The sequence below is a fragment of the Pseudomonas chlororaphis genome, assembly GCF_001921865.1.
GTDB lineage: Bacteria > Pseudomonadota > Gammaproteobacteria > Pseudomonadales > Pseudomonadaceae > Aquipseudomonas > Aquipseudomonas chlororaphis_D.
The window spans coordinates 518,513-530,511 of record NZ_MSCT01000005.1 but is presented as its reverse complement, the minus strand read 5'-3'; the positions used below and the strand labels follow the sequence as shown (position 1 = coordinate 530,511).

Below are 11,999 nucleotides of genomic sequence, written 5' to 3'. Positions count from 1 at the left end.
GAACGTCCTGACCCTTATACGGCCATCAGGTCCTTTTCTTTGTCTTCGGTCGCCTTGGCGATCTGAGCCTCGAACTCTTTGATCAGCTTGTCGATTTCAGCACCGCCACGGCGCTCTTCGTCCTCGCTGATGGCCTTGTCCTTGGACAGCTTCTTCAGCTCGCCCAGGGCATCGCGGCGAATGTTGCGCACGGCAACACGGGCGTCTTCAGCGGCGGCGCGCGCCTGCTTGGTGAAGCCCTTGCGGGTTTCTTCGGTCAGCGGCGCCATCTTGATCAGCAGCAACTCGCCCAGGTTGGTCGGGTTGAGGTTCAAGCCGGCACTGCCGATAGCCTTGTCGATTGCCGCCAGCATGTTGCGCTCGAACGGCACGACTTGCAGGGTCTGGGAGTCTTTCACGGTAACGTTGGCGACACCGCTCAACGGAGTATCGGTACCGTAGTACGGCACCATCACACTGCCCAGGATGCTGGGGTGGGCCTTGCCAGTGCGGATCTGGCCGAACGCGTGCGCCAGGGATTCCAGGCTCTTCTTCATGCGCTCTTGAGCGTCTTTCTTGATGTCGTTGATCATTGTTCGCCTTCCTCGATCAGGGTTCCTTCAGCGCCGCCGTGAACGATGTTCAGCAGGGCGCCGGGCTTGTTCATGTTAAATACGCGCAGCGGCATCTTATGGTCGCGGCACAGGCAGATCGCCGTCAGATCCATGACACCCAGCTTGCGATCCAGCACTTCATCGTAAGTCAGATGATCGAACTTCTCGGCATGCGGGTCTTTGAATGGATCGGCGGTGTACACACCATCAACCTTGGTTGCCTTGAGCACGACGTCGGCATCGATCTCGATGGCCCGCAGGCATGCCGCGGAGTCGGTCGTGAAGAACGGGTTGCCAGTACCGGCAGCGAAGATCACCACTTCCTTGGAGTTCAGATGACGCATCGCCTTGCGACGATCATAGTGATCGGTCACACCCACCATGGAGATGGCCGACATGACGATGGCCGAGATATTCGCACGTTCCAGCGCGTCGCGCATGGCCAGGGCGTTCATCACAGTGGCCAGCATGCCCATGTGGTCGCCTGTCACCCGATCCATGCCGGCCGCACTGAGCGCCGCGCCGCGGAACAGGTTGCCACCGCCGATGACCAGACCGACCTGAACACCGATACCCACCAACTGGCCAACTTCCAGCGCCATGCGGTCCAGCACCTTAGGGTCGATCCCGAACTCTTCCGAGCCCATCAGGGCTTCGCCGCTAAGCTTGAGTAGAATGCGTTTATAGCGAGCTTGATAACCACTGCCCTGCTGAGCCATTGCGAATCTCTCCTGCGGCGTATTTTAAAATTCTTTGCAAGCTGTTTGCAGCCTGCGTTCACTCTAGCTTGACGCTGTCACAGCGCCATCAGAACACGACTTTGTAAACCGGTTCCGAAGGCAACCAACTAAATTGGTTACCCCATTTGAAAAGAGGCTGCGCGCGTGAGCGGGCAGCCTCTTTCGGCGACAGTTGAAAAACCGTCTTACTGTTGCTTGGCAGCAGCCAGTTGTGCGGCAACTTCTTCAGCGAAGTTGTCTTCTTTCTTCTCGATGCCTTCACCTACCGCGAAGCGGGTGAACGAAACGATTTCAGCGCCGCCTTTCTTGGCCAGGGCACCTACGGTGACTTCTGGATCCTTGACGAACGCTTGCTCAACCAGGCTGGCTTCGGCCAGGAACTTGCTGATACGGCCAGCGATCATTTTCTCAACGATTTCGGCTGGCTTGCCTTTCATCTTGTCTTCGTTCAGCTGCAGGAACACAGCTTTCTCACGCTCGATGGCGTCAGCGGAAACTTGCGACGGCAGCAGGAACTCCGGGTTGCTTGCAGCTACGTGCATGGCGATGTCTTTGGCCAGTTCTACGGAACCGCCTTTCAGGACAACCGCAACACCAATCTTGTTACCGTGCAGGTAAGTACCGACCACGTCACCTTCAACGCGAACCAGACGACGGATGTTGACGTTCTCGCCAGTCTTGCCAACCAGGACCAGACGAGCAGCTTCTTGAGCTTCGATCAGCGGAGCGGCGTCGGTCAGCTTGTCAGCGAATGCTTTTTCAACGCTGGCAGCAACGAATGCCTTGAAGTCGTCCTGCAGAGCCAGGAAGTCGGTCTGCGAGTTGACTTCCAGCAGAACGGCGGCTTTACCGTCGTCCTTGATGGCGATGGCGCCTTCAGCAGCGATGTTGCCTGCTTTCTTGGCAGCTTTGATGGCGCCGGAAGCACGCATGTCATCAATGGCTTTCTCGATGTCGCCGCCAGCCTTGGTCAAGGCTTTCTTGCAGTCCATCATGCCTTCGCCGGTACGCTCGCGCAGTTCTTTAACCAACGCTGCAGTAATCTCTGCCATTTTCAAATTCCTCTTGGATAGGTTTTCAACCATTCCACCCGACTGAACGGGCGATCAATTCTTGAGCCGCGCTCTCGAAAACCCTTGATAGCCGCCACACATGACAAGAACTGCAGGGGCGCCATCGATAAACGGTTTTCAAGGTGGCAAAAAGGGGGCCTAGCCCCCTTTTTGCGTACTGAGTAAACGCTAAGCGTCAGTTACTCAGGCTTCAGCTGCCGGCGCAGGAGCGTCTTCAGCGAATACTTCAGTGCCGCCAGCAACGTTGTTGCGGCCACGGATCACGGCGTCAGCCATCGAACCCATGTACAGCTGGATGGCGCGAATGGCGTCATCGTTGCCTGGGATGATGTAGTCAACGCCTTCCGGGCTGCTGTTGGTATCGACAACGCCGATGACCGGGATGCCCAGCTTGTTGGCTTCGGTGATCGCGATGCGCTCGTGGTCAACGTCGATCACGAACAGTGCGTCAGGCAGACCGCCCATGTCCTTGATACCACCCAGGCTACGATCCAGCTTTTCCAGGTCGCGGGAGCGCATCAGCGCTTCTTTCTTGGTCAGCTTGGCGAAGGTGCCGTCTTCCGACTGAACTTCCAGGTCACGCAGACGCTTGATGGAAGCACGGATGGTTTTGTAGTTGGTCAGCATGCCGCCCAACCAGCGGTGATCGACGTACGGCGAACCGCAACGTGCTGCTTCTTCAGCAACGATCTTGCCAGCGGAACGCTTGGTGCCGACGAACAGAATCTTGTTTTTGCCCTGGGCCAGACGCTCTACGAAAGTCAGAGCTTCGTTGAACATTGGCAGGGTTTTTTCAAGGTTGATGATGTGAATCTTGTTACGCGCGCCGAAAATGTACTTGCCCATTTTCGGATTCCAGTAACGGGTTTGGTGACCGAAGTGCACACCGGCCTTCAGCATATCGCGCATGTTGACTTGGGACATGATAGTTCCTTGATAAGTCGGGTTGGGCCTCCACGTATCCCAATGACCAACCCGCGATCCGAAGATCGAAGGCACCCAGGTCATCGTGTCGACACGTGTGTGGGTTTAGGCTTTTCGGGGCATCCCCGGAAAGCGGCGCATTTTATACCATAAGAAGGGTAAAAACGGAACCCGGATTCTCATTTCCCGCCGAGGGCTTTTTTACTCCCCCCTTGGAATCGGGCCAGAATGCACCACTGTTATAGAAAGAAGCGATGCACAGAGCCTCAGATTTGCTCCGGGGCTCTGTTAGAATCGCACCTTTGAGGCTTTTGAAAGCGTGGCCACCCCACAGCGGGTTCAGCCTTCGATTCGTCGTTTTCAAGCCATTTCGTGTTTAGCCGCGCCACTGAGCGTCAAGAGAGCCTGTATGACCGTCACCCTCAAAACTCCCGAGGACATCGCCAAAATGCGTGTCGCCGGCAAACTGGCCGCCGATGTGCTGGAAATGATTGCCGAGCATGTCAAACCCGGCGTGACCACCGAAGAGCTGGACCGCATCTGCCACGACTACATCGTCAATGTGCAGCAGGCGATTCCCGCGCCCCTGAATTACAAGGGTTTCCCCAAGTCCATCTGCACCTCGATCAATCACGTGGTGTGCCACGGCATTCCGAACGAGAAGCCGCTGAAGGATGGCGACACCCTGAACATCGACATCACCGTCATCAAGGACGGCTACCACGGCGACACCAGCCGCATGTTCCACGTCGGCAGCGTGCCGGTCTGGGCTGAGCGCCTGTCGCAGATCACCCAGGAATGCATGTACAAGGCCATCGAACTGGTCAAGCCGGGCTGCCGCTTGGGCGACATCGGCGAAGTCATCCAGAAGCATGCCGAAAAGAACGGTTTCTCGGTGGTTCGCGAGTTCTGCGGCCACGGTATCGGCAAGGTGTTCCACGAAGAGCCACAGATCCTGCACTACGGCCGCGCCGGCACCGGCATGGAACTGAAAGCCGGCATGACCTTCACCATCGAGCCGATGATCAACCAGGGCAAGGCCGACACCAAGGTGCTGGGCGACGGCTGGACCGCCATCACCAAGGATCGCAAGCTCTCCGCACAGTGGGAACACACCCTGCTGGTGACCGAGACCGGCTACGAGATCTTCACCCTGCGCAGCGACGACACCATCGCGCGCGTTTCGGCCTGATCCACCCCGCCGCGCCCCGACCTATAGATAGAAAGGAAAGCCAATCGATGCCGCAGGTGGATCCCGAATTGTTCGACCGCGGCCAGTTCCAGGCGGAACTGGCCCTGAAGGCAAGCCCTATCGCGGCCTTCAAGAAAGCTATCCGTCAGGCACGAGAAGTGCTCGACGCACGCTTTCGCAACGGACGGGATATCCGCCGGCTCATCGAGGACCGCGCCTGGTTCGTCGACAACATCCTGCAAAAGGCCTGGGACCAGTTCGACTGGAGCGAGGACGCCGACATTGCCCTGGTGGCGGTCGGCGGCTACGGTCGCGGCGAGCTGCACCCCTACTCGGATATCGACCTGCTGATTCTGCTGGACAGCGCCGACCACGAAATCTTCCGCGACTCCATCGAACGCTTTTTGACCCTGCTCTGGGACATCGGCCTGGAAGTCGGGCAAAGCGTGCGTTCGGTGGAAGAATGCGCCGAAGAGGCCCGCGCCGACCTGACAGTGGTCACCAACCTGATGGAAAGCCGCACTATCTGCGGCCCCGAACGCCTGCGCCAGCGCATGCTCGACGTCACCAGCACGGCGCACATGTGGCCCAGCAAGGAATTCTTCCTGGCCAAGCGCGCCGAACAGAAAGCACGGCACCACAAGTACAACGACACCGAATACAACCTGGAACCCAACGTCAAAGGCTCGCCCGGCGGCCTGCGGGACATCCAGACCATCCTCTGGGTCGCCCGGCGCCAGTACGGCACGCTGAACCTGCGGGCCCTGGCCGGCGAAGGCTTCCTGGTGGAAAGCGAGAACGCGCTGCTGGCCTCGTCCCAGGAGTTCCTGTGGAAAGTACGCTACGCACTGCACATGCTCGCCGGTCGCGCCGAGGACCGCTTGCTGTTCGACCACCAGCGCTCGATCGCCAAGTTGCTGGGGTTCGAGGGCAACGACGCCAAGCAGTCCATCGAAAGCTTCATGCAGCAGTATTACCGGGTGGTGATGAGCATCGCCCAGCTCAGCGACCTGATCATCCAGCACTTCGAGGAAGTCATCCTCGCCCCCGAAGACGAAGCGCCGCCGCAGCCGATCAACTCGCGGTTCCAGCTGCATGACGGCTACATCGAGGCGATCAACGCCAACGTGTTCCGCCGCACGCCGTTCGCCATGCTGGAAATCTTCGTGCTCATGGCCCAGCACCCGGAGATCAAGGGCGTACGCGCCGATACCATTCGCCTGCTGCGCGAGAATCGCCATCTGATCGACGACGATTTCCGCCACGACATCCGCAATACCAGCTTGTTCATCGAGCTGTTCAAGTGCGAGATCGGCGTCCACCGCAATCTGCGGCGGATGAACCGCTACGGCATCCTCGGGCGTTATCTGCCGGAGTTCGGCCATATCGTCGGGCAGATGCAACACGACCTGTTCCACATCTATACGGTCGACTTCCACACCCTGAACCTGATCAAGCACCTGCGTAAACTGCAGTACACCCAGGTTTCGGAGAAATTCCCGCTGGCCAGCAAGCTCATGGCCAAGCTGCCCAAACCCGAGCTGATCTACCTGGCCGGGCTGTACCACGACATCGGCAAGGGCCGCCATGGCGACCACTCGGACATCGGCGCGGTGGATGCCGAAGCTTTCTGCATCCGCCACCAACTGCCGCTGTGGGACACCCGCCTGATCGTTTGGCTGGTGCAGAACCACCTCGTCATGTCGACGACCGCCCAGCGCAAGGACCTGTCCGACCCGCAGGTGATCCACGACTTCGCCCAGATCGTGGTCGACCAGACCCGCCTGGACTACCTGTACGTGCTGACGGTATCCGACATCAACGCGACCAACCCGACGCTGTGGAACTCCTGGCGCGCCAGCCTGTTGCGCCAGCTCTACACCGAGACCAAGCGCGCCCTGCGTCGCGGCCTGGAAAACCCGGTGGACCGCGAAGAGCAGATCCGCCAGACCCAGAGCGCGGCCCTGGACATCCTGGTCCGCGCCGGCACCGACCCCGACGACGTCGAGCAGCTCTGGGCGCAACTGGGCGACGATTACTTCCTGCGCCACACCGCCGGCGACGTGGCCTGGCACAGCGATGCGATCCTCCAGCAGCCGGCCGACGGCGGCCCGCTAGTACTGATCAAGGAAACCACCCAGCGCGAATTCGAGGGTGGCACGCAGATCTTCATCTACGCCCCGGACCAGCACGATTTCTTCGCCGTGACCGTGGCGGCGATGGACCAGTTGAACCTGAACATCCACGACGCGCGGATCATCACCTCCAGCAGCCAGTTCACCCTCGACACCTACATCGTGCTCGACAACGACGGCGGCTCGATCGGCAACAACCCGCAACGCGTCACGCAAATTCGCAACGGCCTTACCGAGGCCCTGCGCAACCCTGACGATTACCCGACCATCATCCAGCGTCGGGTGCCGCGTCAGCTCAAGCACTTCGCCTTCGCCCCGCAAGTGACCATCCACAACGACGCCCAGCGCCCGGTGACCGTGCTCGAACTGAGCGCTCCCGATCGCCCCGGCCTGCTGGCGCGCATCGGCAAGATCTTCCTGGAGTTCGACCTGTCGCTGCAAAACGCCAAGATCGCCACCCTGGGCGAGCGCGTGGAAGACGTGTTCTTCATTACCGACGCGCACAACCAGCAGTTGTCCGATCCGCAGCTGTGCAGCCGCCTGCAGGACGCCATCGTCGAGCAGCTGAGCGTCGGCCACGAACCCGAATTGACGCGCCTGAGCATCTGACCACGCGCCACGACCCGCTTTGAGTGAGACCCAATCCCCCATGAACAACGCTCTGAACCAGTTGCAGCCCTACCCGTTCGAGAAACTCCGCGCCCTGCTTGGCAGCGTCCAGCCGAACCCGGCCAAGCGACCTATCGCGCTGTCTATCGGCGAACCCAAGCATCGTTCGCCGAGTTTTGTCGCCGAGGCCCTGGCCAACAACCTCGACCAGATGGCGGTGTACCCGACGACCCTGGGCCTTCCAGCCCTGCGCGAAGCCATTGCCGGCTGGTGCGAACGGCGCTTCGGCGTGCCGGACGGCTGGCTCGACCCGGCGCGCAACGTGTTGCCGGTCAACGGCACCCGCGAAGCGCTGTTCGCCTTCACCCAGACCGTGGTCAACCGCGGCGATGATGCCCTGGTCGTCAGCCCGAACCCCTTCTATCAGATCTACGAAGGCGCAGCGTTCCTCGCCGGAGCCAAGCCGCACTACCTGCCGTGCCTCGATGAAAACGGCTTCAACCCGGATTTCGACGCGGTACCGGCAGAGATCTGGCAGCGCTGCCAGATCCTGTTCCTGTGCTCGCCGGGCAACCCGACCGGGGCGCTGATCCCGATCCAAACCCTGAAGAAGCTGATCGCCCTGGCCGACGAACATGACTTCGTGATTGCCGCTGACGAGTGCTACAGCGAGCTGTACTTCGACGAACAGACTCCGCCGCCCGGCCTGCTCAGCGCCTGTGCCGAACTGGGCCGCCAGGATTTCAAGCGTTGCGTGGTGTTCCACAGCCTGTCCAAGCGTTCCAACCTGCCGGGCCTGCGCTCGGGTTTCGTCGCTGGCGACGCGCAGATCCTCAAGGGCTTCCTGCTGTATCGCACCTACCACGGCTGCGCCATGCCGGTGCAAACCCAGCTGGCCAGCATCGCTGCCTGGAACGACGAAGTGCATGTGCGCGCCAACCGTGCGCTGTATCGCGAGAAGTTCGATGCGGTGCTGGAGATTCTCGCGCCAGTGCTCGACATCCAGCGCCCGGACGGCAGCTTCTATCTGTGGCCGAACGTAGCGGGCGACGACACCGCGTTCTGCCGCGACCTGTTCGAGCAGGAGCACGTGACCGTGGTGCCGGGCTCCTACCTGTCGCGCGATGTCGACGGCGACAACCCCGGCGCCGGGCGCGTGCGCATGGCCCTGGTGGCGCCATTGGCCGAATGCGTGGAAGCGGCCGAGCGGATTCGCGATTTCGTCTTGCGCCGCCAATAAGCGGCGACTGGCCTGACGGCCGCTTTGCGGCCTTTCGCGAGCCAGCTCGCTCCTACAGCCTCGTTCGTCCCTGTAGGAGCGAGCTGGCTCGCGAACCTGTCAACACCCTCACTTGACCTGCCCCAGGTTGGCCTCGCTAAGGTCCAACTCGCCCAGCACCTCGCGTAATACGTCGTCGCCGATCTGGTGCTGGCGACTCAACCGATACAACTCCAGCCGCTGCGCCCGCAGCGCCTTCAAGCGCAATTTGCGCTCCAGCAAATCCATCTGGAACGCCAGCGCCTGGGCTTCGGCGGAATCGTTGAACACCTCCAACTGATGGCGATATTCCGACATCAAGCGCCCCTTGAGCTCGGTGGCCAACGCCGCCTGGGCGGCATCCGGGGCATTGGCCGCGTCGGCCACTTCCTCGGCTTCCAGGGCATGAATCGCCGCCTCGGCGGTCTTGCGCCAGGCATCGCGGACTTCGGCGTGGCGCTTGGCGTCAGGACTTTTCTGGATGCCCCGCAACAGCAGCGGCAAGGCGATACAGGCGGCCACCAGCGACAACAGAATCACTCCGGCGGCGATGAAAATCAGCAGGTCGCGCTCAGGGAACGACTCGCCCCCACCGAGCAACAGCGGCACCGACATGACGCCCGCCAGGGTCACCGCCCCGCGCACCCCGCCCACGGTCAGCAACCAGCAGGAGCGCGCGGTCGGCACCAGGGTCAGTTCGCCCTTGCCGCGCCAGCGTCGTAGCAGGCCGGACAGGCGCCAGATGCTCTGCACCCAGATAAAACGCAACACCAGCAGCACCAGGAAGATCGCCACCACGTCCAGGCAGCGGTAGAACAGGGTCGGCCACAGCGTGGTTTCATGGCTGACCACGGCCTTGATGATGTCCGGCAGTTGCAGGCCCAGCAGCAGGAAGATCAGCCCGTTGAAGGCGAACTCCAGCAGCGACCAGACGCTGCGGTTGAGCAGCCGGGTACTGGTCTGGCGCGGCAACAGGTCGAGCCAGCTCTGCATCATCCCCGCCGCCACCGCCGAAAGGATGCCCGAGGCTCCCAGGCGCTCGGCCAACACATAGGCGGCGAACGGCAGCAACAGCATGAACACCACATGGGTCGCCGGGTCGTCCCAGCCGCGGGCGATCATCCAGGCGCGCAGGCGGCCCACCAGCCAGCTCAGGGCCACGCCGACCGCCAGGCCGCCCACGGCCACCAGGACAAAGGTCAGGCTGGCATTGGCCAGGGAAAACACCCCGGTGACGGCTGCCACCAGGGCGAACTTGAAGGTCACCAGGCCCGACGCGTCGTTCATCAGCGCCTCGCCCTGCAGCATGTGCATCAAAGGCGTCGGCAGGCGGTTCTGGGAAATCGCCGACACCGCCACGGCGTCGGTCGGCGACAGCACCGCCGCCAGGGCGAAGGCCACCGGCAAGGGAATGGTCGGCAGCAGCCAGTGAATGAAGTAACCAGCCCCCACCACGGTGAACAGCACCAGGCCGACGGCCAGGGTCAGGATCGGGCCGCGCAGGCGCCAGAGCTCCCGCTTGGGCATGCGCCAACCATCGGAGAACAGCAGCGGCGGCAGGAACAGAAACAGAAACAATTCCGGGTCCAGGGCCACGTGCAGCCCCAGCGTGGGCCAGGCCAGCAAAGCCCCCGCGGCGATCTGCACCAGCGGCAGCGGCAGCGGGATCACCCGTCCGACCAGACGCGAGAGACTCACCAGCATCAGCAGGATAAGGACGGTATAAGCGGTTTGCATAAAGCGGTTTTCCCAATCGTTCAGCAGCAGACTTCAGGCAACAGGTTACCGTCGAAGTGCCATATTAGCCGCTTAAGCTGGCGCCTCGCCGCTGCACAAACGTCGCAAGCGACCCAGGCGCCTGTTACACAAAGCGACAAAGCCGAGCCGAGGCCGACGCCGAACCCGCGCGGGCATGGCATAATCCGAACCTTTGACTCCAGCATCTCAAAAGGGGGCAATTCCTTGACCGCTTCAAGCAAAACGTTGCACCTTTTCGGCATCAAAGCCTGCGACACCATGAAAAAGGCGCGCACCTGGCTCGATGAACACGCTGTCAGCTATGACTTCCACGACTACAAGACGGCCGGAATCGACCGCGAACACCTCACCCAGTGGTGCGACGAGCATGGCTGGCAGGTGGTGTTGAACCGCGCGGGCACGACCTTTCGCAAACTCGACGACGAACGCAAAGCCGATCTCGACCAGGCGAAAGCGATCGAACTGATGCTCGCGCAACCTTCGATGATCAAGCGCCCGGTACTCGATCTCGGTGACCGAACCCTGATTGGCTTCAAGCCGGATATCTACGCGGCAGAAATCAAGTAACGCCTGCCTGCTCAATTTTGTAAGAGGTAACAGCATGTCCACTACCCTGTTCAGCCTGGCCTTCGGTGTCGGCACTCAAAACCGTCAGGGCGCCTGGCTGGAAGTGTTCTACGCCGCGCCGCTGCTTAACCCTTCGGCCGAAATCGTGGCCGCCGTCGCCCCGGTACTGGGCTACAGCGAAGGCAACCAGGCCATCGCCTTCACCAACGCCCAGGCCGCGGAACTGGCCGACGCCCTGAAAGGCATCGACGCCGTTCAAGCCGCGCTGCTGACCCGCCTGGCCGAAAGCCACAAGCCGCTGGTCGCCACCCTGCTGGCCGAAGACGCACAACTGAGCTCGACGCCCGAGGCCTACCTGAAGCTGCACCTGCTGTCCCATCGCCTGGTCAAGCCGCACGGCCTGAACCTGGCCGGGATCTTCCCGCTGTTGCCGAACGTGGCCTGGACCAGCCAGGGTGCGATCGACCTCGGCGAGCTGGCCGAGCGTCAACTGGAAGCCCGCCTGCGCGGCGAGCTGCTGGAAGTGTTCTCGGTGGACAAGTTCCCGAAAATGACCGACTACGTGGTGCCGAGCGGTGTGCGTATCGCTGACAGCGCGCGGATCCGCCTGGGCGCCTACATCGGCGAAGGCACCACCGTGATGCACGAAGGTTTCGTCAACTTCAACGCCGGCACCGAAGGCCCGGGCATGATCGAAGGCCGGGTTTCCGCGGGCGTATTCGTCGGCAAGGGTTCGGACCTCGGCGGCGGCTGCTCGACCATGGGCACCCTGTCGGGCGGTGGCAACATCGTGATCAAGGTCGGCGAAGGCTGCCTGATCGGCGCCAACGCCGGTATCGGCATCCCGCTGGGCGACCGCAACACCGTGGAATCGGGCCTGTACGTGACCGCCGGGACCAAAGTGGCGCTGCTGGACGAGAACAACCAACTGGTGAAGGTGCTCAAGGCCCGCGAACTGGCCGGCCAGCCGGACCTGCTGTTCCGTCGCAATTCGGAAACCGGCGCCGTGGAGTGCAAGACCCACAAGTCGGCCATCGAGCTGAACGAAGCGCTGCACGCTCACAACTAGGATCTGCACGAAAAGTAGCCAAGCGACGTTCAGGCAAGGCAAAACAGACGAGCAAGCGCAGTGCAGGGCCCTGCATGAGCA

General features: G+C 61.6%; 10 protein-coding genes. 5 read left to right on the top strand and 5 right to left on the bottom strand.

Annotation, left to right across the window (positions count from 1 at the left end):
- Positions 1–14 precede the first annotated feature (14 nt).
- From frr to rpsB, 4 genes are all read right to left on the bottom strand, one after another.
- Positions 15–572: a ribosome recycling factor gene (gene frr / locus BTN82_RS05310; protein ID WP_075118107.1), complete on the bottom strand. Its 558-nt coding sequence runs from the start codon at positions 570–572 to the stop codon at positions 15–17.
- On the bottom strand, positions 569–1,312 hold the full coding sequence (gene pyrH / locus BTN82_RS05305) for a UMP kinase (protein ID WP_011059526.1): 744 nt from the start codon (positions 1,310–1,312) through the stop codon (positions 569–571). Before pyrH ends, frr begins: the two co-directional genes overlap by 4 nt.
- Before the next feature lie 206 nt (positions 1,313–1,518).
- Entirely contained in the window at positions 1,519–2,385 is an 867-nt protein-coding gene (gene tsf / locus BTN82_RS05300) for a translation elongation factor Ts (RefSeq protein ID WP_075118106.1), read from the bottom strand.
- A gap of 204 nt (positions 2,386–2,589) precedes the next feature.
- Positions 2,590–3,330 carry a 30S ribosomal protein S2 gene (gene rpsB, locus BTN82_RS05295; protein ID WP_075118105.1) on the bottom strand — a complete coding sequence of 247 codons (741 nt, stop codon included), beginning with the start codon at positions 3,328–3,330 and terminating at the stop codon, positions 2,590–2,592.
- Between the two features lie 409 nt (positions 3,331–3,739).
- Here rpsB and map point away from each other — a divergent pair, with 409 nt between their 5' ends.
- From map to dapC, 3 genes are read left to right on the top strand one after another with little or no spacing between them, the layout of a single operon-like run.
- The gene (map, locus tag BTN82_RS05290) at positions 3,740–4,522 is read left to right on the top strand and encodes a type I methionyl aminopeptidase (protein WP_075118104.1); all 783 of its coding nucleotides are present in this window, start codon (positions 3,740–3,742) and stop codon (positions 4,520–4,522) included.
- A 47-nt stretch (positions 4,523–4,569) separates the two neighbouring features.
- The gene (locus BTN82_RS05285) at positions 4,570–7,266 is read left to right on the top strand and encodes a [protein-PII] uridylyltransferase (protein ID WP_075118103.1); all 2,697 of its coding nucleotides are present in this window, start codon (positions 4,570–4,572) and stop codon (positions 7,264–7,266) included.
- A gap of 40 nt (positions 7,267–7,306) precedes the next feature.
- Positions 7,307–8,506: a succinyldiaminopimelate transaminase gene (gene dapC, locus BTN82_RS05280; protein ID WP_075118102.1), complete on the top strand. Its 1,200-nt coding sequence runs from the start codon at positions 7,307–7,309 to the stop codon at positions 8,504–8,506.
- A 108-nt stretch (positions 8,507–8,614) separates the two neighbouring features.
- On the opposite strand, the gene BTN82_RS05275 is transcribed toward dapC, so the two are convergent.
- Positions 8,615–10,261 (bottom strand): Na+/H+ antiporter, encoded by a 1,647-nt coding sequence (locus BTN82_RS05275; RefSeq protein ID WP_075118101.1) that lies wholly within the window; start codon positions 10,259–10,261, stop codon positions 8,615–8,617.
- 279 nt (positions 10,262–10,540) lie between these two features.
- Here BTN82_RS05275 and BTN82_RS05270 point away from each other — a divergent pair, with 279 nt between their 5' ends.
- Positions 10,541–10,849 (top strand): arsenate reductase, encoded by a 309-nt coding sequence (locus tag BTN82_RS05270; RefSeq protein WP_230011666.1) that lies wholly within the window; start codon positions 10,541–10,543, stop codon positions 10,847–10,849.
- A gap of 34 nt (positions 10,850–10,883) precedes the next feature.
- The gene (dapD, locus tag BTN82_RS05265; RefSeq protein WP_075118100.1) at positions 10,884–11,918 is read left to right on the top strand and encodes a 2,3,4,5-tetrahydropyridine-2,6-dicarboxylate N-succinyltransferase; all 1,035 of its coding nucleotides are present in this window, start codon (positions 10,884–10,886) and stop codon (positions 11,916–11,918) included.
- Positions 11,919–11,999: the final 81 nt, after the last annotated feature.

Bases quoted from the DNA above. Each gene is read 5' to 3' on its own strand.
- map (WP_075118104.1), top strand. From the start codon at position 3,740: ATGACCGTCACCCTCAAAACTCCCGAGGACATCGCCAAAATGCGTGTC.
- pyrH (WP_011059526.1), bottom strand. From the start codon at position 1,312: ATGGCTCAGCAGGGCAGTGGTTATCAAGCTCGCTATAAACGCATTCTA.
- BTN82_RS05285 (WP_075118103.1), top strand. From the start codon at position 4,570: ATGCCGCAGGTGGATCCCGAATTGTTCGACCGCGGCCAGTTCCAGGCG.
- BTN82_RS05275 (WP_075118101.1), bottom strand. From the start codon at position 10,261: ATGCAAACCGCTTATACCGTCCTTATCCTGCTGATGCTGGTGAGTCTC.
- frr (WP_075118107.1), bottom strand. From the start codon at position 572: ATGATCAACGACATCAAGAAAGACGCTCAAGAGCGCATGAAGAAGAGC.
- dapD (WP_075118100.1), top strand. From the start codon at position 10,884: ATGTCCACTACCCTGTTCAGCCTGGCCTTCGGTGTCGGCACTCAAAAC.
- rpsB (WP_075118105.1), bottom strand. From the start codon at position 3,330: ATGTCCCAAGTCAACATGCGCGATATGCTGAAGGCCGGTGTGCACTTC.
- tsf (WP_075118106.1), bottom strand. From the start codon at position 2,385: ATGGCAGAGATTACTGCAGCGTTGGTTAAAGAACTGCGCGAGCGTACC.
- BTN82_RS05270 (WP_230011666.1), top strand. From the start codon at position 10,541: ATGAAAAAGGCGCGCACCTGGCTCGATGAACACGCTGTCAGCTATGAC.
- dapC (WP_075118102.1), top strand. From the start codon at position 7,307: ATGAACAACGCTCTGAACCAGTTGCAGCCCTACCCGTTCGAGAAACTC.